Origin of the sequence: Sulfurospirillum diekertiae (genome assembly GCF_002162315.1) — a bacterium.
In the GTDB taxonomy this organism is placed as follows: Bacteria; Campylobacterota; Campylobacteria; order Campylobacterales; family Sulfurospirillaceae; genus Sulfurospirillum.
The window spans coordinates 1,825,472-1,846,075 of record NZ_CP021416.1 but is presented as its reverse complement, the minus strand read 5'-3'; the positions used below and the strand labels follow the sequence as shown (position 1 = coordinate 1,846,075).

Here is a 20,604-nt window from a genome sequence, read left to right as displayed (position 1 = left end):
CTTTACAAGCATTTACAACAAACTATTGTATCAAATTTATGCACAAGTTGATAAAATTTCATGGTTTACATGTAAAAAAGTGTGCAAGACAAAAGGTGAAAATTACCAAAAGAGAGACTTTTTAGATAAAATTGTTTTTCCAAATTTTAAGGAGAATGAATGAAAAATCCCAAAGGATTTAGAGGAAAGTATTTTAGCCTTGCGGCAATACTTGCTTTAAATGCTACACTCTCTTTGGCAAGTGATGTTCAAAGTGTTGTAGATACTGAAAAGCAACTGTATACGCCAAAAGCGGAAGCCTCCTCTGAAACAACAGAAGTGCTTGAAGAAAGTAGCGCGCCTGTTGTGGTGATCTCAAAGAAGATCAAAGAAAAAAAGTCTGAAGTTTATACTGCTTCCAAATCCTTGGTCAGTGCGACCAATGTTACCGATAATGTCAGCATTATCACCTCCGAAGAACTCTCTCTCAAAGGCATTACTTCTGTTATTGACGCGTTAAATACTATTCCTGGTGTCAGCTTTGCCTCCAATGGTGGACTTGGGAAATCAACGGCTGTTATGATGCAAGGGATGTCTAACCAATATACGCTCGTAATGGTTGATGGTGTACGCTACAATGATCCTAGTGCACTTTTAGGCGATGCCGATTTGAGTCATTTATTGGTAGGCGATATTGAGCGTATCGAAGTGATTAAAGGCGCGCAAAGTGGCGTTTGGGGAGCTGATGCAGCGGCAGGTGTCATTAATATTATTACTAAAAATCCACAAGTTGGAATTCATGGTACCGCAGGTGTGGAATTTGGAAGTTACGGTCGTAGAAGTGCCAACACGTCGATTTCTCATAAAACGGATAAATTTGATGTCATGCTCTCTGTGCAACGTGTCACAGAAGATGGCTTTACGGCTTATGCCCCTAGAGGCGAGAATATAGACCAATACGAAGATGATGGTTATCGCAATACCACGGTGAACCTTAAAGCGGGGTATTGGATCGATGCGTATAATCGCATTGAGGCTGGATACCACGATATTAATTCACTCAGTAGTTACGATGATTTTGGTTTTCCCAATAGTTCTCAACACAGTGATGCTCATATCCAATCTGGCTATTTAACCTATAAATATTTTACATCCAATCATGCCATAGAAACCACTCTTTCACAAAGCTCCTTTCATAGAAAAGAGCTCAATGCTTCCTATACAGGCGATTTAAATGATTATCAAGGGAAAGTACCTTCTCTTGAGCTTAAAGATACATGGAAATACTATGACAATAGCGCTTTAGTGTTTGGAACTTCCTATGAAAAACGGGAGTTGACATATACAGCTATTGGCGATAGTGAAAAAGAGCATAATGAACACTCCAAAGCACTGTATATGAACAACACCAACAAAGTTGGTAACGTCATCCTCACAGAAGCCTTACGTTACGATAGTTTTAGTGCGTTTGATGATAAAGTTACGGGTAAAATCGGTGCAAAATACCTCTTTAGCGATCAATTCAATATCTATACAAATTATGGTACCGCCTATAAATCCCCTTCGATGTTTGAAATGATTTATCCTTGGGCAAGTTATGGTATGAGTAATTTTGATCTCAAACCAGAAAACATTAAAAGCTTTAACATCGGTCTGCAATATGCAGGATTCAATATGAATATTTTTAGAAACGAAATTGAAGATATGATTGATGCACAGTATGATGCATCAACGTATAAATACCAATATGTGAATCTCAATGGAACATCGGTTATGAAAGGAATCGAGTTATCGTATGAACAACAACTCCTGCAATCGTTATTGATAGGCGCAAACTACACCTATGTCGATGCCAAAGGGGAAGATGGTGAGAGACTTAAAAAACGTCCTCGTTATCAAAGTAGTTTGTATGCAACCTATATGCCGACAAACAAATTGACCTTTAATGTTAACGGTACGTATATTGGCTCACGAGCTGATGTCTCTTTTGACCCAATAACATACGCTCAAAAAGATGAAGAGACTGGTAATTATTTTGTAGCGAGTGCCAAAGCGAGCTATCAGATTGATAAAACATGGAATGTTTATCTAAAAGCCAATAATCTCTTTGATCGTTACTATCAAACGGTTTATGGGTATGCCTCAGCAGGGCGTAGTGTTTATGCCGGTGCGGAAGCGAGATTTTAATGAAACTAGCCCTACGTCCTTACCTATGGTATAAACTGCTCAATTCTCTTTTTTTTGGGCTTGCGGTAGGAAGTGTTTTTGTGCTTTACACACCGCTTGAGCCTTCTGTGTTTTCACTAGGGGGCATTGGGCTTGCCATTGGTTTGCTCATAGTGGCGAAAGGGTACGAGAAGATGATGAATCTTCTCGTCTTTTACCGCATTACCCTTTTCGTGGAAGTGTTGACATTCCTTATGATTGTCAGTTTCCTTGTTTTTCAATACAACTATAGTGATGTGCTGTTGATCTATATTGCATACCAAGTAACCTTTGTTTTTGGTAATTATCTCATGCGTATGGAAACCCTTGCCCTTAAGCGTACACTCTTACTCTCCTTTGCCGATGTCATTAAGCAAAAAGGCTATCTTGCTGGAATGGTCATCTCTTACCTTTTTTATAAGGTGGTTGAATTTTTTGGCATTGTGAACAAGGAAACTCAAGTCTATTATTTGCATGCGTTGCTTTTGGTTGTTCAAATTGTAATTCTTTGGTATGTTTTCAGATCTTTTCGCACCAGATAAGCTTCTCTTTCAGGAATAATGATTACAATAAAAGTTAATTTGAATTGTTAAGGATCGTGCTTGCATCGTGAAGAGAACACGTTGTTTCATATGTTTGTTAAGACCTATGAACAGTATAAAAAGAGAAAAGCCTTTATTTACAAGGTTGTAGATAAAGAGTTTGAAGTCACCTATGAAAAATTATTTGAGGATGTTTTAGTCCTTTCTCGTGCTTTTAAAAGCAAAAAGATTGAGAAGGGCTCTAAAGTCATGTTTGTCTGTGATAATCGCTATGAGTGGATGGTCACTGACTTTGCGCTCATCTCTTTGGGTGCGATTAGTATTCCAAGAGGATGCGATACTCCAACACAAGAGTTAGAGTTTATTCTTACGCATTCGGGTGCCGAGTTTTTGATTATTGAAAATGAGCAGGTCTACACGAGACATGAAACGATGCTCAATACTTTAAAGCTAAAAGCGATTTTTATTCTTGAAGCACCTAAAGTTCACTCTTTATTAACCAATCTTTATTCTTACCACGATCTATTAAAAGATCGAACAATTCATGCGGATGAAATTGAAGCTTTCTGTGCGAGAAAAGCACTTTTGGATGAAGAAGATGTTGTGACGTTGATCTATACATCTGGAACAACAGGTATTCCCAAAGGGGTTATTTTAACCCATAAAAACATTATGTATAATGTAGAAGAATTGCCCCCACTTATTGCTCTTGAGTGTGATGATGTTTGGGTTTCTATTCTTCCATCGTGGCATATTTTTGAACGAGCCGCTGAATATCTTTCGATCGCAAAAGGCAGTTGCACGGTCTATTCGACCATTAAAACATTTGCGGCTGATTTAGAACAGTATAAACCAACGATTGTGGCTACCGTGCCAAGGCTATGGGAATCTATGTACACAAAGATTAATACAGCCTTGGAAAAAAAAGATCCTAAGAAAGCAAAACTTTTTAACAAACTGGTTGCTATTTCGGCTGCTTATAAGCGTGCAGATCGTGTTTTAAAAGATGAATTACCCTGTTTTAACAAGCGGTCTATACTCTTTACATGTAAAGATAAAACCATTGCTTTTTTTAAACGTTTATTCCTAAGCCCATTCAATGCAATTGCTCAGAAAAAATTAGCGCTCGTGCAGGAAAAATTTGGTGGAAGACTTCGTTTGGCCGTGAGTGGTGGCGGTGCGCTTCCCGATTTTTTAGATACATGGATTGATGCAATTGGTATTCGTATTGTCAATGCCTATGGTATGACAGAGTGTGCGCCAACCATTGCAGGACGTGCGTTGCAGTGCAATACTTTTTCAACATTGGGCTTACCTGTTCGCGGTACAACGCTTGTGGTTGTTGACAAAGAAGGTGATCAATTAGGTTCTGGTGAAATCGGGGAAATTTGGGTCAAAGGTGCGCAAGTCATGCAAGGCTATTACCATAACCCTGAAGAGAATGCTAAAAGTTTTAGTGAAGATGGCTTTTTTAAAACAGGTGATCTTGGAAAATTGACCATCAAAGGTGAGCTGGTCATCACTGGTCGATCTAAAGAGATGATCGTGCTTGCAAGTGGTGAAAATGTCGATCCTAGCCGAATTGAATCAACGATAGCCATGCTGCCTTTTATTACGGATGCTATTTTAGTAGGTCATACAAAAAAAGGGTTAGGTGCGCTTATTGTGCCTGATTTTGAAAAATTAAAAGAGTATATTGCATCTCATTTTGATAAAGTGGTCTATAATATTGAACAGGTCATGGAAGATAAACAGATTGTGGCTAAAATCAAAAGTGAGATGAACGATCTCTTGCATCAAGGACAAGGATTTAAACCTTTCGAAAAGCTCCAAAATATTCATTTCTTAGACCAAGAGTTCAAAGTAGGTGAAGAGTTGACGAATACTTTCAAAAAGAAACGTCACGTTATAGAAAAAAAAATACAAAGAGATTATCGACAAATTTATACATTAAAGGAATTATTATGGCAAATGTCACATCGTATGGTGCAGCAGCAATGGTTACAGGTTCATGTCACTTATTGGAAGTTGATTCACTAAAGATTTTGATAGATTGTGGAATGATTCAGGGCGAAAATTGGCATGACAATTATGAGCTTTTTCCGTTTGATCCTACGTTGATTGATTATTTGGTTTTAACGCATGCGCATATTGATCATATTGGACGTGTACCAAAACTGGTTAAGGAAGGGTTCCATGGCGAGATTATCGCAACCGATGCAACGCTCGATATTGCCTATATTATGCTTTTAGATAGTGCAGGTTTACTTGAAGAAGAGTATCAAACATTACTGAGAAAGGCACTTCGACGAGGCGATGAAAACAGTGTGCAAGAGCCGCTTTATACGAAAGAACATGTGGAGCAAGTCTTTACAAAAAAACTTCGTCGGGTTTTATACGATGAAACCATTAAACTCACCCCTTCGGTAAAGCTTTGCCTTCATAATGCAGGTCATATTATGGGAAGTGCCTTTGTTGAGGTCAATTATGAAGAAGACACTTTACATAAAAGTGTTGTTTTCTCAGGCGATTTGGGAAGCAAAAACCGCCTACTTCTCAATAATCTCAGCCCTATTAAACATGCAGATGCACTTTTTGTTGAATCAACGTATGGTGATAGAGAGCATAAAATGTTAGAAGAGAGTATCAAAGAGTTTAAAGAAGCGATCATTCAGACGATTGATGCAGGTGGAAATGTCGTCATCCCTTCTTTTGCGTTGGAGCGAACACAAGAGATTTTATGGTTATTGCATCAGATGCACCAAGAGGGATCATTGCATAACTGCCACGTTTTTTTAGACAGTCCTCTTGCCATTGAAGCAACAAAAATATATAAAAAATATCCTGCAGAACTGAATAAAACATTAGGCTTACGCGTCAGTTTGGGGGATGACCCTTTTGATTTTCCAGAGCTTCAATATACGTTACGTAAAAAAGATTCGATGGAAATTAATGATGTTGAAAAACGCGCTATTATTATTGCAGGAAGCGGTATGTGCAATGGTGGAAGGGTTGTACACCATCTTAAACAACGCATCTGGAATCCAAAAAATGCCATTATTTTTGTAGGATTTCAAGTTCATGGGACATTGGGACGTAATATTGTTGATGGGGAGGAGTTTGTTCGCATTTATGGTGAAGATATCAAAGTGCGTGCAAAAGTTTACACGATTAATGGATTTTCTGCGCACGCAGACCGTGTGGATATATTGGCCTGGATCAAACAAATTTCAGGTCTCAATCTGATCTATTTAATCCATGGTGAAACCGATAAACAAGAGCTTTTTAAAGCCTATTTGCACGAAAATATTGACACTAAAGTACATATTGTTAAAAAAGAAGAGCGTATTCATCTTTGAGAATTGACACTATAGCTTTTAAAATGCTATAGTTTGCCCAATATAGTTTATTGCTCAGAGCCTTCTTCTGTTCTTTAGTGCTATTTTGGCTTGTTATAAAAGTCTTATGAAAAGAGTCTTGACGTATGATTAGAGCAATGTTGTATCGTGTCTCCTTATTGCAGGCATTAGCGGTGATGATTGTTATCTCGCTGCTATTGCCTCTACCGCTTTTGATGCTAACATATGCCAACAGCACTTACAAACATAAACAAGAAGAGTTTACAACACTCAATACCAAAAAATTTAATCTTTCTTCTGCTATTTTTGTTGAGTCTTTATGGAATTTTTATCCCGAACTTGGGCAAAAAATGCTTGATCAACTCCTTCTTGATCCAAAGTTACAATTTGTTCATGTTGATGATAGCGATGGCAAACTTTTTTTAGGTTGGGAAAATAAGAATAAGAGTGGAAATGACGACAACATTCTTCTTTTACGAAAAAAACTGGAAAAAGATAATATTGTCGTAGGAAGTTTAGAAATGGGCTTTATTCGTGAAGATCTCATTGCTTCTATTATGGCGGATATGTCACTCTTTGGCTACATCCTTTTTTTACAAATCTTCTTTTTAGTCGTGCTGATCTCTTGGATTTACTACTATAAAATTATTAAACCGATTAGGCGCTTAGTCGAGCACTCCACTCTTTTAGCCCATCAAAAACTTGATGAGCCTTTTCGTTGGGATGAAAATGACGAAATAGGAACGCTTGGTTTTGCGCTCGACAAGACAAGAATTCAGCTTAAAAGCTTGTTTGACTCTTTAAAACATGAGAATGAAATACTCGATGAGAAGGTCAAACAACGAACGAAAGAACTTGAAGATGCCAGTCGGTACAAATCTGAATTCTTAGCCAATATGAGTCATGAGATTCGAACACCTATGAATGCCATTATGGGTATGTCACATCTTATGCGTAAAACAGCCATGAATAGCACGCAATTAAGCTATGTCAATAAGATCAAAGAAGCCTCTTCTGTGTTGCTTCGCATCATCAATGATGTTTTGGATTTTTCGAAAATCGAAGCAGGCAAGATGGAAGTTGAATCAGTTGCATTTGATTTGCATAAAGAACTTAAAAAAAGCTGCTCAATTTTCTCCGTTCTTGCTAAAGAAAAGGGAATTGGTTTTCAATGTGATTTTGTGGAGAGCAATCGCTTTTTTAAAGGTGATCCATGCAAAATCATGCAAATTGTCAATAATTTTTTAAGCAATGCCATCAAGTTTACGAAAGAGGGCGCTGTTATTTTAAGCGTAGATGAAAAGGTCAATGACGATACTACTTCAACCTTGACTTTTCATGTCAAAGATAGTGGCCTTGGCATTCCAAAAGAGAAACAGTCACTCCTTTTTAAAGCCTTCGGGCAACTGGATGCTTCAGTCACACGCAAACATGGAGGGACAGGACTAGGGCTTTACATCTGCACTCAGCTTGCTTCAATGATGCATGGACATATCACACTGGAAAGTGAAGAAGGAAGAGGAAGCCTTTTTAGTTTTATTATTAGCCTGCCTCTTGCAAAAGGGCTTGATTTACAGCATGAAAATAATGCAGCCAATGCCTATGATCCACTGCGCATTTTACTGATCATTGATCAGAAAAAAGAGAGTGATATGCTGTGTGATTTTATTCGTTCATTTGGTTTTTTTGTCACTGTTCAAAAAAGTAGTGATGATGTTGCTTCGCAGATTAAAACCATCGATAAACCGCATCAGCTCATCATCCTTGATTATGAACTATCAAAAGGTATGAATGGGGTCTCTTTTTATGAACAGTTGCTCCAACAGGTCGCTTTAGTTGATATGCCTCCTGTTTTGATGCTTGCAACCAATGATGATGCTGAGATTAAAAACCGTATTTACGGTGCTGGAATCAAATCTTGTTTGAAAAAACCGATCAACCCTTCAATGCTTTATGATGAACTTGTTGCATTATCGGCAGGAAGTTCTCAAACATCACTGTTCGATCCTTCAAAGATTGATCTTTCTCAAAAGCGTATTTTGGTTGTAGAAGATAATGATATTAACCTTGAAGTTGCAACCTATCTGCTCAAAGAAACCCATGCTAAAGTTGAAATTGCACGCAATGGGTTAGAAGCTGTTGAAATCATTCAAGAACAGGCGCATCCATTTGATCTTATCTTGATGGATGTTCAGATGCCTTTGATGGATGGGTATGAAGCTACACGCATTATTCGAAAAGAACTTAATATTTTAACGCCTATTGTGGCAATGACGGCTAATGTAATGGTACAAGATATTGAAAAATGCATTCAATCTGGTATGGATGCACACATTGGTAAACCTTTTGATATTGAAGACTTTTATGGCACGCTGCTAGAGGTTTTACATGTAAGCCTTTCCATAGCTCCTAAACAGCAAGTCAATACTCAAAAACATGTTAAATTACATTTTAATAAAAAAGAAGCCATCAAAAAATTAGGTGGTAATGAAGCACTATGGCAAAAGCTTTTTTGCAGTTTTTATGAGACCTATCTTCTTCTTCCTGCGAAGCTTCATGAATTCATCAAAAAAGAAGAATTAGCAACACTTCTTGATTATGTACACACGGTCAAAGGACTTAGTGGTACGATAGGTGTGTCTCTTCTTGAAGAGACATTGTGTCTCTTTGAAAAATCTTTAAAAGAGGACAAAAGTATTCAAGATAGTCTACTTGAAGCGGTTTTAAACGAGCATCACTCGTTGTTAACGACACTGCGTGATGCGTATAATAGGATCGATCCTGCAATGTATCAAACGTTACATGCACAATCTTCTGAATATTCTTTAGAAGGATCACTCAAGGAGCTTAAAGACGCCCTTGAAATATCCAATGTCTCAAAAATAAATCTTCTAGTAGAGCAATTGTCTTCAGTCGAGATACTGCGCGAACATGAAGTCTTTAAGACGTTACTTCTGGCGTGTAAATCTTTTGATTTTGAAGCAGCTTTGGAGCATTTAGCACGTTTGAGCGAGGAGATAGCGTATGGCTAAAATTTTGGTGATTGAAGATACTCCTGAATATATTGAAATGCTGAGTTCTTTACTAAATGAATATGAAGTCTATGCAGCAAAAGAGGGGAAAAAAGGGATTTTACTAGCAGAAACTGTCCTGCCTGATTTGATTTTATTGGATATTAATATGCCTTTGATGACAGGGTATGAAGTGTGTCGCAGATTGAAGCTCAATGAAAAAGCACATGCCATTCCTGTCATTTTTCTTACTGCCAATGATGGGAGTGATTTTGAAGAGATTGGGTTTAATTTAGGTGCTGTTGATTTTATTTCAAAGCCTTTTCATGCAAAGGTCTTAAAAGCAAGAGTTAAGACGCATATAGCATTGTATCAGCTCCAATCTCATTTGCAGGAAGAAGTCAATGATAAAACGGAAGAAGTACGTAAACTCAACCATGAAATGACATATCTTGCGGCTTCTATCGCAGAGCTAAAATCGAAAGAGACAGGTCAACATTTGAGGCGTGTAGCAGAGTTTTGTTATCTTTTATGCAAATTCTTAGGTCACGATGAAGCCGAGTGTGAAAAGATTAAAATGGCATCCGTACTGCATGATATTGGTAAAGTTGGCATCAGTGATGAAATTCTTAATAAGCCTTCAAAACTTGATGCTACAGAATGGAAAATGATGCAAAGCCACTCTTTATTGGGTTATACGATGTTAGTTGACTCTGAATTTGCACTGATGCAATTGGCGGCAACCATTGCGCTTGAACACCATGAGCGTTGGGATGGGAAGGGTTATCCTTATGGTAAAAAAGGTGAAGAAATCTCTTTAGTAGGGCGTATTTGTGCGGTGGCGGATGTCTTTGATTCCCTTTTGGATAGACGTGTCTATAAAGAGCCTTGGGAAGAGAAGGTGGTTAAAGACTATTTTATGACGATGTCAGGTTCTCAGTTTGACCCTACTATTGCCAACCTTTTGCTTGAAAATTTTGATATGTTTATTTATACGTGGAAATCACTTAACCGACCCAAAGATTAAGTAATGAAATCTTTTTTCCTCTTACTCTTTTTATGTTTTTCCCTATCTGGCGAGGTTTTTAAAGTCTATACAGAACAAAATCCCCCTTATAATTTTTTGGAAAATGGAAAGGTTAAGGGTAAAGCAACTCTTTTGTTAGAACAGTTGTTTCAAAAGAGTGGTCATACAATTTTTGAAAATAACATTTATCTATTACCTTGGACGATTGGTTATCATGAAGTATTAAATAAAAAAAAATACGATCATCTACAGTATGGCTCGTCTCCCTGAGCGTGAAGCTTTGTTTCGATGGGTTGGACCTATAGGAAAAATGACATTGGGAGTTATAGCCAAAAAAAGCAGACATATGATCATCTCAACACCTGATGCATTACATAATTATAAAATTGCTACCATTCCAGGTACTTCAACTGAAAAAGCTTTGTTTGATATTGGTTTTCGTGCTGAAGAATTGGATCGTTTTGCTAATCTCTCTTCTCAACTAAAAAAGCTTAAGGAAAACCGTGTTGATGCCATTGCTTTCAGTGTTGAGGCAGTGTGGCAACTTCTTCAAGAAATGGAAAGTGATCTTTCCGAATATGAAGTTATTTATGTGCTCAAAGAGAGAGATTTATATTTTGCGTTTTCAAAAGAAACCAATGCAAAATTGATCGCAGAGCTGAATGAGACACTCAAAACCCAGCTAAAATAGATCAATTATTTTCTTTATTTTCCCTTCAAGCGAAGTAGAGTATAGTTTTAAAAAGAACAAAGGAGACATCATGCAAATTAATGCTACCGCCATGACAGCGATGTCAAACTGGATGAACAACAGTGCACAAAATGTTGCTAATGTGAACACCGACAATTATAATGCAACACAAACAACGATTACCAATCAAAATGATGCCATTGTCGCACAAAGCAGTAAATCAACTAATGGCACTGATTTAACAACAGAATTTACCGATCAAATCGCTATTGATAAAAGTTTTAAAGCGAATGTCGAAACGATTAAAACTCAAAATGAGATGTTAGGAAGCCTTCTCGATATGAAAGCATAATCTTCAAAAATACTCTTGCATTTTTTACATGTAAAAATTTCCTCTCACAATGAGAGAGTCTTTTGCTTCAATGGCTCAAAAGTTTAAAGTTTAGCCCTGACCCCTTAAATCTTCTAAGGCATCTGCTCCCCATGGATTGTAAGCATAGCCTTTTATGCCTAGTGTCGCCCCGACTTGTTGGGTCAAGATACCGCCTAAACTATGTCCTGTAAGCGTTAATTGTGAAGCTGAAATACCATACTCACTCATCATTTTGTTTACAAAAGAAACGGCGGCATTGTATTGAAGATTGACATTGCTGGCTCCTGCTAGTATGTCTGTAATCCAATCCATTGGGCTTAATGGTTCAGTGCCACGAAATGCGATGGTGTAGTTGCCTGTGGTGGTGTCTTGAAGCAAAAGAGCGTTAAAACCGCTTAGGGCTGAGTTGGGTGTGTGGTTGATGACTTTGTAGGTAGTGCCTTCAATTACTTTTTCTTTTTTGCTTCCATCATCATTAAGCTCATCAGTAAAATAATCAATTATTGTTTTATTATCATTATAAACCTCTGATGATATAATCCCCATTATTGTGATTATATTTGCACTTGTATCCATCTTATTTTTCTCCTTTTATATATTTGTTGTAAAGTTTTATGTTTAAATTAACTGCGTGTTTTGCTGAACCGTAGGATGCAATATATTTAAAGCCATCTCCATTGTAATAGAGATAACTCTGACTTTCACATATTTCCCAGCCCCATGAACTATAATATCTATTCCCCAATGCAAAATCAGGTGCGATATTGTAAAAAAATGGGGAATCTGATCTATTATAAGCAATAGTATTACCCGTTTGATTCTCTATGATTTTTGTCTCATCTGAGTAGAGGAACTTCCTTGAAAAAGGGTTCAGCCTAACTTCATTGAAAGTGACCGTGTAGTTCATCTGAGGCATAGCGTTTTTGTCATCATAGATGGTTTCTTGGAGTTCAAAGCTATTTAAAAGAGCACTTAATTTATTTCTCAAAACATCATTTTCTTTGTCCATGCTAAGATATTTGTCTCTCGTCTCTTTCCAGTTTGGAGGGTATGAGTCGGTAGCTTTTTTGAACTCTTGGCGTAGTTTCTGAAGTTCTTTGGAAAAGGTGGCGTACTCTTCTGCTAATTGATAATACTCTTGCGATACATCTTTGTATTGGTACACATAAACCTTACCATCAGGTGCACCCAGTGCCATAACCTTTAGACGAATATCATTAAGATAGTTTTTAACCATCAACTCTCTATCTTTCTTGTCAAATTCTGGATAAACATTGTCTTCCCAGTAGATGCTTATTGGATATTCCACTTTTTTATTGACATAAGTCGATGGTGTCGTAAGACAATAATAAGCTCCCAATGTATTGGTGATGATGATGTCATAGGTTGGCAATAGTATAAAAAAAGCCAATGCACCTCTTTTTATCCACTTGTTATCTGTTTTTTGTTTAACAAATTTATAGATACCTATCGCCACAAAAACATAAATAAGCAAGGCTGCGCCTAAAATCATTGGCATTGGATTTTTCCTCCATTTTTAATCTTTACATGTAAAGATATTTCTTGCTCTTTTCTCCACCGTTTCAACATACCATCTTCTAGCTCACGCGACCTTGTTTTCTTCACCACTTTGTGCCCCTTTGTGTTGAATTTATATCTTTACATGTAAAGCCGTTTAACACCAGTCAGTTCACCACATTGTGTGCAACATGGGGGAACATTCTTTTGTTCTAGGTGTTGCCATATCTGTTTAATTGGTAAAACTTTTGTAGCATCAATCATAAAGCAACAAGGAGCTTTGGTTCCATCTACAAAATAGTAATGCATCTTTTTATTTTCTAAGTAGGTACATTGGTAGGTTGTATAAGGTAAAGGTTCTGTGGTGTAATGCGCTTGGTAACTCTTTTTTGGTTGTATTCTTTGTATCAAAAGAGGAATGTTCTGCTCTTTGGCAAAGGCTTTAAGAGGTTCTAGGTTTTGCCCATAATTTACGGCATAAAGTTTGATCTTTTTAGGGGTTAAGCTATGGCACGCTAAAAGATGTTTGAGCGTTTTAGAAGGAGAAGTCCTACCACTTCGTTTGGCGATCTCTTCATCTAGGGTATCCATAGAAAAACCAATAGTATCTAATAAAAAGAGATGCTTAGGGTCTATGTCTATGCTACCATTGGTGATAATACCGATATGGTGACCCATCTCTTTAGCAAAGACAACCATTTTCCAAAAAGAAGGGTGCATCAGTGGTTCACCAGTGCCTTGAAGTAAGAGTAAGGTAGGTGTTTTCTCGGATTGGACAATCTTCTTAAAACACTCCTCTGACATATGACTATGAGGTAGTGTATCTTGAGGGCAGTAAAAACAGTGGGCATTACATGCCGTTGTTATTTCTATTTGAGTGAACACTATGACCTCTTTTAGTACAACTTTTGAGTTATATGAACAGATAAGATTGTCTAGGGAAGTCATATTTTAGTCATTGTACCCTTAAAGGTTATAACGAGAAAGACTATTTATATTAAGAAAGATTGGTATTATAAAATCAACATAGCATCGCCGTAAGAGAAAAAGCGATACTTCTCCCCGACAGCTTCTTTATAGAGTTCCAGTGTTTTTTCAATCCCCACAAAGGACGCTACGAGCATAATCAATGTTGATTTGGGAAGATGAAAATTGGTTAGAAGGTGATTGACGCGAATAGGGGGATTTTGCGGATGTAAAAAGAGGTCGCATTTTCCCACAGGCACTTTAATTCTGGCAAAATACTCTACCGTTCGTGTGACGGTTGTCCCAACAGCTAAGATGTTTTTTGGGCTTTCAATGAGTTTACATGTAAGAGAAGGAATGGCGTAAATTTCGGAATGCATGACATGATCTTTGATGTGTTCCGCTTCAACGGGTTTAAATGTTCCTGCTCCTACATGTAAGGTTAAAAAGTGAGTTTCATAACGTTTTTTGAGTGCTTCAAACATTGCATCAGTAAAGTGCAATGATGCTGTGGGTGCAGCAACTGCACCTTGCTCTTTGGCAAAAACGGTTTGATAATCCACACTGTCTTCATTGGTGTCTTCACGTTTGATGTACGGAGGCAGTGGAATATGCCCAATTTTTTCTAGCACGTCAAAGAGCGCTTTGGTATGTAGAGCTTTGCCTTCTTGGAAGAAAGCAACAACACGCGTACCATCCTCTTTGAGTTCGATGATTTTTGCATGCATCTTTTCATCAAAAAAGAGTTCAGTTCCCGCTTTAACACGACCTCTGATGTAAACAGAGTAGCAATTTTCTTGCAGTGGGGCATTGAGAAGCACTTCGACTTCGCCACCACTCTCTTTTTTACCAAAAATACGTGCTTTAATGACCTTTGTGTCATTGAGTAGGACAGCAATATCTGCGGGTAAAAAGTCAAAAAGATGTTTGAAAAGCGTGTGAGTGATATGACCACTTTTGCGATCAAACACCAAAAGCCTCGCCTCATCTCTGGGTTCAACCGGATGTGTGGCGATAAGCTCTGGTGGAAGCGTGTAGTCGTAGGTCGATTTTAAAAGCGGGTCTATGGTCTATTCCTTGCTTTTTGTTTCTTCAGTATCTTCAGTTTCATCAACTTCTGGTGGGATGTACGGATTCACCGCTTTTGCAACCAAAATAGAAATGCCATAAAGCATAAGTAGAGGTCCTGCCATTAAAAATTGTGACAGAATATCGGGAGGGGTTAAAATACCTGCAACGACAAAGATAATGACAATGGCATAGCGGAAGAACTCTTTGAGTCCTTTATCATCGACAAGCCCCAATTTAGCAAAGAAAAAAATGACAACAGGCATCTCAAAAGAGAGCCCAAATCCAACTAGAAATTTTGTAAAAAAACCAACATATTCGCCAATGCTAGGAAGTGCTGTAAACAAGGCACTACCAAAAGCGATTAAAAAGCCAAAGGCTATAGGAACTACGACGTAGTAACAAAAAGAGGCGCCTAGTGCAAACATCAACGTTGCCGCAAGCACAAAAGGAATCACCAATTTTTTTTCATTATCATAAAGCCCAGGAGCGACAAAAAGCCAAAACTGCCAAAAAATGACAGGCAATGAGAGAATAAACCCTGCAAAAAAAGCAACTTTCATTGCAGTGAAGAAAGGCTCTTGTACACCTGTGAAGATCACATTGCTTCCTTCTGGTAAAACGGCTTTCAGGGGAGCAATCATCCATGCGAGAATCGGTTGCCAAAAGGCAAAACAGACAATAAACATCACGAAAATAACAAGTAAGGAGATAGTAAGTCTTTTACGAAGTTCAGCTAAATGGGGTTTTAACTCATCAAACATTATGCATTTACCTCTTTTTTCATCTCTTTAGGAATCTCTTCAACGATCGTAGGTTGTTGTGGTATGACAATAGGCGTGGTAGGAGAGTCAAGTGAAGCACTCTCTTTAACACTGTTTTCAAGCTCTTTTAAAGAGTCATTGACACCTTGTGTCGTTTTTTTAATTTCTTCAAGTTCATCAAATGTGATGACTTTGCGTGCACTTGCTGTCGCTTCATCTAGTTTTTTCTTGTAGGTGATTGCTTCATCTTTAAGCTCTTGAATTTTCATCTCTTGTTCAAAGGTGCTTTTGACGTCATTGATGCTGGTTTTAAGTGTTTTAAACATTTTTGCACCTTTGACCATTGCTTCTGGAAGTTTTTCTGGACCTAAAAATATAATCGCAATAATTACAATAACAAGGATTTCTCCTATACCCATACCGAACATGAAAGGTACCGCCTCACAGTTAATTTGAAGCTTGGATTTTATCTGAATTTATATCAAAATACCATAAATATCTATTATCCTATTGTATAATAGATCAAGAGAAATTTCAGAAAGAGCGAGCGAACCTATGTTGTTTAACATGAACCCTTTACGTATTGTGATTATTTATGCTCTTTTTTCTGTGCTGTGGATCTATTTTTCAGATCATGCCGTGGAGTATTTTGTCACTAATACCACTCTCTTCGCAACACTCTCAACTTATAAAGGTTTCTTTTTTGTTTTCATCACATCAGTGTTGCTTTATAGTTTGATTAAAACAAAAATTCTTCAAATTGAATCCATGCAAAAAAAACTTAAAGAAAATGAACAACGTTTAGAGCATGTTATTCAAGGTGCCAATTTGGGGTATTGGGATTGGGATTATGTCCATCATACCCATGTTGTCAATGATATATGGCTCTCTTTTTTAGGCTTAAAACGAGAAGATATTGATGATATGGATACGGATTGGTCGAAGAGAATTCATCCTGATGACCAAATGATTGCGCACAACGCTATTGAAAATACAATTCGAAATAATAAGCCTTATGTTATAGAGTTCCGTATGCGTCATCAAAATGGTCATTGGGTTTGGATAGAAGGCTCAGGCGCTGTCGTAGAACGCGATAAAATGGGTGCTGCATTAAGACTTGCTGGAACGCATAGAGACATTAGTGATCGTAAAAATGCACAACAAGAGGTACTTTTTTTAGCGCTAAATGATCCTTTGACAAAACTGCCAAATCGTGTTTATCTGAAACAAGAACTTGAAAAACGTTTAGTGAATGAGCCTGCATTATCTTTTATATTTCTAGATTTGGATTCGTTTTAAAACGATTAATGATATGTATGGTCACACGTTAGGTGATAAAGTTATTCAATTAGTTGCTGAACGCTTTTTGTCGTGTTTATCTGAAACTGATTTTATTTCTCGTGTAGGTGGCGATGAATTTGTTATTTTGACGAATGGCCATTTTCATGTAGAAGCATTGTGTGAAAAATTAGCAAGTAGTTTAGCTGTTCCCCTTGATGTTGCTATAGAACATTTCAAAGTGACTACAAGCATGGGAGTAGCGTGTTGTCCACAAGATGGTAAGAGTTTTGAGTCCCTCTTGAAAAATGCAGATACAGCGATGTACGAAGCTAAAAAAATTAGTAGTAAAAAGTGTTATGCTTTTTATACGGCTTCCATGACAGAACATCTTTTAAATGTTTCTAAGTTAGATAATGACCTTAAAGTTGCGATTGATAATGACGAATTAATCATTTGTTTTCAACCTGAAGTCAATCTTTATACCAATCACATTACAGGTCTCGAAGCACTTGTCAGATGGCAACATCCTATTAATGGCTTGATGATGCCAGATAGTTTTATTTCAAGGGCAGAAGAGACAAGGCTGATCATTCCCCTTGGATTATTGATTTTTAAAAAAGTGTTAGAGCAGATGAACAGATGGTATCAACAAAATCTGTTTGATGGTGTCATTGTTGCCATCAATATTTCCAGTGTACAAATTGAAGAGGACGATTTTGTTGAGAAAATTGAAGCCATACGTGAAAATGTTGATATCAGTGCTCTATGTATAGAGTTGGAAGTGACAGAGAGTTGTTTTATGAGTAATCCAAAACAATTTGCTACAACGTTACAAAAACTTGAAAATTTGGGCTACAAAATTTCAATTGATGATTTTGGTACAGGGTATTCGTCTCTGAGTTATCTTAAACAATTACCGTTGCACAAACTTAAAATTGATCGTTCCTTTATCAAAGATTTGCCAGAGGACACGGATGATCAAGCTATTGCTAAAGCGATTATTGCTTTGGGTAAAACACTTGAACTTGAAGTATTGGCAGAAGGAGTTGAAACGGAAGCGCAAAAAGCCTTTCTTATTGAAAATGGGTGTGATAGTATGCAAGGCTATCTTTTTGCAAAACCTATGACTGCTGAAGCGCTGGTGGCCTTTTTAGATCAAAACTAACTTTTAGCTCCTTTTTTGTACAATAAGCCTATTTTAATTACATCACATAGGGCAACAATCCATGGAAAATTTAGACGCAGTATTAAAAAAACATAAGTTAACCAAAGACGAATATGAAAATATTTTGAACATTTTAGGACGTGAGCCAAATCTTTTGGAGATTGGCATCTTCTCATCCATGTGGAGCGAACACTGCTCTTACAAATCCAGTAAAAAATACCTTAACGGCTTTCCTACCAAAGCACCTTGGGTCATTCAAGGTCCGGGTGAAAATGCGGGTGTTATCGACGTCGGCGATGGCATGGCAGCCGTCTTTAAAATGGAATCTCACAATCACCCAAGTTTTATTGAACCGTACCAAGGTGCAGCAACGGGTGTTGGCGGCATTTTAAGAGACGTTTTCACGATGGGTGCTCGTCCAGTGGCGAACATGAACTCGCTTCGTTTTGGTAATGTAACGAACAACGATGATATCTCACGTCACCAACGTTTTCTTGTCCGTGGTGTCGTTGCGGGCATCGGCGGATACGGTAACTGCATGGGTGTTCCAACCATTGGTGGTGAGACCTTTTTTGATGAGAGTTACAACGGTAATATCTTGGTGAACGCGTTTACCCTTGGACTTGCAAAAAGTGATGAAATTTTCTACGGCAGAGCTGAAGGCATTGGCAATCCTGTTGTGTATGTTGGCTCTAAAACAGGGCGTGATGGTCTGGGTGGTGGCTGTTATGGCGAGCGATAGCTTTACCGAAGCGAACAAAAGCCTACGTCCAACCGTACAAGTCGGTGATCCGTTTGCCGAGAAACTTCTTTTGGAAGCATGTTTAGAACTCTTTAAAACCGACTACATCGTGGGTATCCAAGATATGGGCGCGGCGGGCTTGACTTCTAGCTCATTCGAGATGGCAGGGCGAAGCGGTAGCGGTATGATCATGCACCTTGATAAAGTTCCAGCGCGCGAAGAGGGGATGCAGCCGTTTGAATTTATGCTCTCTGAATCGCAAGAGCGTATGCTTATCTGTGCGAAAAAAGGGTATGAAGATAAAGTCGTTGACATCTTTAGAAAATGGGATCTCAACGCTGAAATCATCGGTGAAGTCACCGCTACGGGCAATATGGAGCTCTTCTGGCATGGCGAGAGAGTGGCGAATATGCCAGTCCAACCGGTGAGCGAGCAAGCGCCGATTTACGATCGACCAACCAAAGAGCCAGCGTATTTAGCTTCTATTAAAAACACAACGATCCATGACTTTGCAAACGTTGAGAACCAAAAAGCGTTCGATGCGCTTTTGAACTCCGTTGAAGTTTCTGATAAAACATGGATTTTCAACCAATACGACTCAACCGTTCAAACCAATACGATTAAAGCTCCCGGAAGCCTTGATGCGAGTGTTATTCGCATCAAAGAAAACGGCAAAGCCCTCTCCATGAGCAGCGACTGTAATCCACGTTATAACTACATCGACCCAAAAATGGGCGCTGCTGCGGCAGTGGCTGAGAGTGGAAGAAACGTTGCGATGAGTGGCGCACGTCCTTTAGCGATTACCGATTGTTTGAACTACGGAAACCCAGAAAACCCTGAAGTCATGTGGCAGTTTGCACAAGGCTGTTACGGCATTAAAGAGGCGTGTGCAAAGCTAAACACACCCGTTGTCAGCGGTAACGTCTCTTTGTACAACGAAACCAATGGTGTGGGTGTTTTCCCAACGCCAGCGATTGTGATGGTAGGTTTGAATGATAATGCGAACAAAACGCTTCCGTCTAGCTTCCAAAAAGAGGGCGCTTCCATTTATCTTCTTGGCGATACCAAAAGTGACTTTGGCGCTAGCTTGTATATGAAAGAGTTGTATGGCAAAGTTGAAGGAACATTGGCTGAGCTTGATTACGACAAAGAGCTAAAACTATGGGAACTGGTCATTGAAGCGAACAAAAAAGGTTATTTGAACGCGGCAAAAGATGTCAATGTGGGCGGTATCGCTATCGCGTTGGCGAAGATGGTTGCGAAGAGTAAAAAAGGCGTTATATGTAAATTTACATGTAATGATGCACGAGACATTTTTGCAGAGAGTTTTTCTCGCGCACTTGTTGAAGTGAACGATGACGCTGGCTTTGTAGCGATGGCGAAAACGATTGGTTTAAGCGCTGTTAAAATTGGAACCGTGGGTGGAAATACCTTTACATGTAACGATGTTTCAAAATCGGTCGAAGCGATTTGTGAGCGTTACTTTAACCGTTTTGCTGAAGTGATTGAGCAAGATATCTAAAAACTCCAAGAGGTGTGAAAGCACCTCTTTCTTCATCTTAAATTTTTACATGCGATTTTCTAGCTTTTGTTGATGTGCCGTAAAAATATCTTCAAGTGCAATATTGTATTTATTAGCAATGACTACAATATTTCCAAGCACATCTCCTAACTCTTCGGTAAGGTTTTGTATATTTTCATCGTAACTTTTGACAGTTTCATCTGCTCTATCACGTCCAATCTCTAGGGCTCGAATAGCACGAGCAACTTCTCCTGTTTCTTCCGATAAAAAACCAATACGAATAAAGATATTTAAATCCAACCACCCTTTTTTCGCATAATAAGCTTCCACAAATTTTTGAAATTGATTTAAATCCATTGCTACATCCATGATCATAAATTCTTTTAATTGG

At 38.2% G+C, this 20,604-nt stretch carries 18 protein-coding genes and 1 pseudogene; 12 read left to right on the top strand and 7 right to left on the bottom strand.

The features are described 5' to 3' along the window. Positions 1-159 precede the first annotated feature (159 nt). The 9 genes from Sdiek1_RS09425 to Sdiek1_RS09385 all read left to right on the top strand — a co-directional run bounded on the left by Sdiek1_RS09425 (position 160) and on the right by Sdiek1_RS09385 (position 11,166). Positions 160-2,166 carry a TonB-dependent receptor plug domain-containing protein gene (locus tag Sdiek1_RS09425; protein ID WP_087438883.1) on the top strand — a complete coding sequence of 669 codons (2,007 nt, stop codon included), beginning with the start codon at positions 160-162 and terminating at the stop codon, positions 2,164-2,166. After that, complete coding sequence (locus Sdiek1_RS09420) at positions 2,166-2,726, top strand: hypothetical protein (protein WP_087438882.1); 561 nt, start codon at positions 2,166-2,168, stop codon at positions 2,724-2,726. The genes Sdiek1_RS09425 and Sdiek1_RS09420 overlap by 1 nt, the downstream gene beginning before the upstream one ends. Before the next feature lie 60 nt (positions 2,727-2,786). Further along, complete coding sequence (locus tag Sdiek1_RS09415; RefSeq protein WP_238098923.1) at positions 2,787-4,766, top strand: AMP-dependent synthetase/ligase; 1,980 nt, start codon at positions 2,787-2,789, stop codon at positions 4,764-4,766. Further along, positions 4,691-6,085 carry an MBL fold metallo-hydrolase RNA specificity domain-containing protein gene (locus Sdiek1_RS09410; protein WP_087438881.1) on the top strand — a complete coding sequence of 465 codons (1,395 nt, stop codon included), beginning with the start codon at positions 4,691-4,693 and terminating at the stop codon, positions 6,083-6,085. Before Sdiek1_RS09415 ends, Sdiek1_RS09410 begins: the two co-directional genes overlap by 76 nt. A 125-nt stretch (positions 6,086-6,210) precedes the next feature. Continuing rightward, complete coding sequence (locus tag Sdiek1_RS09405) at positions 6,211-9,117, top strand: response regulator (RefSeq protein ID WP_087438880.1); 2,907 nt, start codon at positions 6,211-6,213, stop codon at positions 9,115-9,117. Beyond that, on the top strand, positions 9,110-10,123 hold the full coding sequence (locus Sdiek1_RS09400) for an HD-GYP domain-containing protein (protein ID WP_087438879.1): 1,014 nt from the start codon (positions 9,110-9,112) through the stop codon (positions 10,121-10,123). Before Sdiek1_RS09405 ends, Sdiek1_RS09400 begins: the two co-directional genes overlap by 8 nt. A gap of 3 nt (positions 10,124-10,126) precedes the next feature. Beyond that, positions 10,127-10,393: a type 2 periplasmic-binding domain-containing protein gene (locus Sdiek1_RS09395; protein WP_087438878.1), complete on the top strand. Its 267-nt coding sequence runs from the start codon at positions 10,127-10,129 to the stop codon at positions 10,391-10,393. Continuing rightward, positions 10,377-10,814: a substrate-binding periplasmic protein gene (locus Sdiek1_RS09390; protein ID WP_087438877.1), complete on the top strand. Its 438-nt coding sequence runs from the start codon at positions 10,377-10,379 to the stop codon at positions 10,812-10,814. The genes Sdiek1_RS09395 and Sdiek1_RS09390 overlap by 17 nt, the downstream gene beginning before the upstream one ends. A gap of 70 nt (positions 10,815-10,884) precedes the next feature. After that, positions 10,885-11,166 carry a flagellar basal body rod C-terminal domain-containing protein gene (locus Sdiek1_RS09385; RefSeq protein ID WP_087438876.1) on the top strand — a complete coding sequence of 94 codons (282 nt, stop codon included), beginning with the start codon at positions 10,885-10,887 and terminating at the stop codon, positions 11,164-11,166. Positions 11,167-11,256: 90 nt separating this feature from the next. Here Sdiek1_RS09385 and Sdiek1_RS09380 read toward each other — a convergent pair whose 3' ends face one another. The 6 genes from Sdiek1_RS09380 to tatB all read right to left on the bottom strand — a co-directional run bounded on the left by Sdiek1_RS09380 (position 11,257) and on the right by tatB (position 15,931). Then, a complete protein-coding gene (locus Sdiek1_RS09380) occupies positions 11,257-11,763 on the bottom strand; it encodes a Tle-like phospholipase domain-containing protein (RefSeq protein ID WP_087438875.1) in 507 nt (168 codons plus the stop codon). 1 nt (position 11,764) lies between these two features. Next, positions 11,765-12,706, bottom strand: a complete 942-nt coding sequence (locus Sdiek1_RS09375; protein ID WP_087438874.1) for a hypothetical protein — start codon at positions 12,704-12,706, stop codon at positions 11,765-11,767. 140 nt (positions 12,707-12,846) lie between these two features. After that, on the bottom strand, positions 12,847-13,590 hold the full coding sequence (locus tag Sdiek1_RS09370; RefSeq protein WP_161492020.1) for a radical SAM protein: 744 nt from the start codon (positions 13,588-13,590) through the stop codon (positions 12,847-12,849). 128 nt (positions 13,591-13,718) lie between these two features. Continuing rightward, positions 13,719-14,687 (bottom strand): tRNA preQ1(34) S-adenosylmethionine ribosyltransferase-isomerase QueA, encoded by a 969-nt coding sequence (queA, locus tag Sdiek1_RS09365; RefSeq protein WP_238099298.1) that lies wholly within the window; start codon positions 14,685-14,687, stop codon positions 13,719-13,721. A gap of 54 nt (positions 14,688-14,741) precedes the next feature. Beyond that, positions 14,742-15,503, bottom strand: a complete 762-nt coding sequence (tatC, locus tag Sdiek1_RS09360) for a twin-arginine translocase subunit TatC (RefSeq protein ID WP_087438871.1) — start codon at positions 15,501-15,503, stop codon at positions 14,742-14,744. Next, positions 15,503-15,931 carry a Sec-independent protein translocase protein TatB gene (gene tatB, locus Sdiek1_RS09355; protein WP_087438870.1) on the bottom strand — a complete coding sequence of 143 codons (429 nt, stop codon included), beginning with the start codon at positions 15,929-15,931 and terminating at the stop codon, positions 15,503-15,505. Before tatB ends, tatC begins: the two co-directional genes overlap by 1 nt. Positions 15,932-16,058: 127 nt before the next feature. On the opposite strand from tatB, the gene Sdiek1_RS15255 reads away from it, so the two are divergent. The 3 genes and pseudogenes from Sdiek1_RS15255 to purL all read left to right on the top strand — a co-directional run bounded on the left by Sdiek1_RS15255 (position 16,059) and on the right by purL (position 20,213). After that, positions 16,059-16,802, top strand: coding sequence for a PAS domain-containing protein (locus Sdiek1_RS15255; RefSeq protein WP_238098921.1), 744 nt, complete (start codon positions 16,059-16,061; stop codon positions 16,800-16,802). A gap of 13 nt (positions 16,803-16,815) precedes the next feature. Next, a complete protein-coding gene (locus Sdiek1_RS15250; RefSeq protein WP_238098919.1) occupies positions 16,816-17,949 on the top strand; it encodes a putative bifunctional diguanylate cyclase/phosphodiesterase in 1,134 nt (377 codons plus the stop codon). A gap of 61 nt (positions 17,950-18,010) precedes the next feature. Next, a pseudogene (gene purL / locus Sdiek1_RS09345) lies at positions 18,011-20,213 on the top strand (phosphoribosylformylglycinamidine synthase subunit PurL). Positions 20,214-20,258: 45 nt separating this feature from the next. Here the strand turns inward: purL and Sdiek1_RS09340 are convergent. Then, complete coding sequence (locus tag Sdiek1_RS09340) at positions 20,259-20,570, bottom strand: MazG nucleotide pyrophosphohydrolase domain-containing protein (RefSeq protein ID WP_087439873.1); 312 nt, start codon at positions 20,568-20,570, stop codon at positions 20,259-20,261. Between the last annotated feature and the right edge of the window lie 34 nt (positions 20,571-20,604).

What these genes read in the sequence shown, in the direction of transcription:
- Sdiek1_RS09380 (WP_087438875.1), bottom strand. Translation starts at nt 11,763, where the DNA reads ATGGATACAAGTGCAAATATAATCACAATAATGGGGATTATATCATCA.
- Sdiek1_RS09425 (WP_087438883.1), top strand. Translation starts at nt 160, where the DNA reads ATGAAAAATCCCAAAGGATTTAGAGGAAAGTATTTTAGCCTTGCGGCA.
- tatB (WP_087438870.1), bottom strand. Translation starts at nt 15,931, where the DNA reads ATGTTCGGTATGGGTATAGGAGAAATCCTTGTTATTGTAATTATTGCG.
- Sdiek1_RS09340 (WP_087439873.1), bottom strand. Translation starts at nt 20,570, where the DNA reads ATGGATTTAAATCAATTTCAAAAATTTGTGGAAGCTTATTATGCGAAA.
- Sdiek1_RS15255 (WP_238098921.1), top strand. Translation starts at nt 16,059, where the DNA reads ATGTTGTTTAACATGAACCCTTTACGTATTGTGATTATTTATGCTCTT.
- Sdiek1_RS09395 (WP_087438878.1), top strand. Translation starts at nt 10,127, where the DNA reads ATGAAATCTTTTTTCCTCTTACTCTTTTTATGTTTTTCCCTATCTGGC.
- Sdiek1_RS09410 (WP_087438881.1), top strand. Translation starts at nt 4,691, where the DNA reads ATGGCAAATGTCACATCGTATGGTGCAGCAGCAATGGTTACAGGTTCA.
- Sdiek1_RS09420 (WP_087438882.1), top strand. Translation starts at nt 2,166, where the DNA reads ATGAAACTAGCCCTACGTCCTTACCTATGGTATAAACTGCTCAATTCT.
- Sdiek1_RS09390 (WP_087438877.1), top strand. Translation starts at nt 10,377, where the DNA reads ATGGCTCGTCTCCCTGAGCGTGAAGCTTTGTTTCGATGGGTTGGACCT.
- Sdiek1_RS09385 (WP_087438876.1), top strand. Translation starts at nt 10,885, where the DNA reads ATGCAAATTAATGCTACCGCCATGACAGCGATGTCAAACTGGATGAAC.
- Sdiek1_RS09405 (WP_087438880.1), top strand. Translation starts at nt 6,211, where the DNA reads ATGATTAGAGCAATGTTGTATCGTGTCTCCTTATTGCAGGCATTAGCG.
- Sdiek1_RS09400 (WP_087438879.1), top strand. Translation starts at nt 9,110, where the DNA reads ATGGCTAAAATTTTGGTGATTGAAGATACTCCTGAATATATTGAAATG.
- Sdiek1_RS09375 (WP_087438874.1), bottom strand. Translation starts at nt 12,706, where the DNA reads ATGCCAATGATTTTAGGCGCAGCCTTGCTTATTTATGTTTTTGTGGCG.
- Sdiek1_RS15250 (WP_238098919.1), top strand. Translation starts at nt 16,816, where the DNA reads ATGTATGGTCACACGTTAGGTGATAAAGTTATTCAATTAGTTGCTGAA.
- tatC (WP_087438871.1), bottom strand. Translation starts at nt 15,503, where the DNA reads ATGTTTGATGAGTTAAAACCCCATTTAGCTGAACTTCGTAAAAGACTT.